This window comes from Aequorivita sp. KMM 9714 (assembly GCF_011065475.1).
In the GTDB taxonomy this organism is placed as follows: domain Bacteria; phylum Bacteroidota; class Bacteroidia; order Flavobacteriales; family Flavobacteriaceae; genus Aequorivita; species Aequorivita sinensis.
This window is the reverse complement of the sequence record NZ_JAAGRO010000028.1, coordinates 1-631: the sequence shown is the minus strand read 5'-3', so window position 1 is coordinate 631 and position 631 is coordinate 1. Positions and strand designations below refer to the sequence as shown.

Genomic DNA, 631 nt, shown 5'->3' with positions numbered 1-631 from the left:
ATTCCTGGGTCAACATTGTTGATATTGGTAAGCCACCCTCTGATATTGTAGCGGTATTTAATTTTTTGGAGTTTTTTATCTATATTAGTACCTGTGAGTGCCAAACCCTCTACACTTGCCCCAGGACCACTAAATGCTACCTTGCCCACCAGAGGATCCGATGTGGCGTTTACACTATGGAATGGAATTCCGTTCTTGTAGAATTTTATAACGTTATCAACCCGTTGTATCTTAAAGATGGTGCCCGCGGTATAAGTTCCGTAATTTCCAGTGGAGGAACTGTTGCCCAGCACCAGTTTTATCTTATTGGTCTGGGTACCCGTATCATATTCGGTATAGATGCCATAATCGAAGTAGGGATTGCCCTGTGAGGCGTTACTGGCCTTTATCAGCCCCACGCGAACATGCTTGTCATTGTTTGGTACTGTGAACACTATCCCACCATTGTCCCAAGAATCGATTTTTCCCTTGGTCTTTGCGCGCGATGGCCAGTTCCAATCCACTCCAGTATGGTAAAGCGTGCCATCTGTAGTGGCATCCATATTGTGCATATCTGTGTAGCCATCAAGAGCGGTCTCGCCACCAACATCCTTTCGTACCAATTGTCCAAGTTCGTCATAACTGTTTTCCG

Annotated in this window: 1 protein-coding gene; it reads right to left on the bottom strand. The window is 45.3% G+C overall.

Annotated features, from left to right (window positions below; all coding sequences use genetic code 11):
* On the bottom strand, positions 1-631 hold a 631-nt coding region (locus tag G3A46_RS14035), incomplete at both ends, for a hypothetical protein (protein ID WP_165150764.1).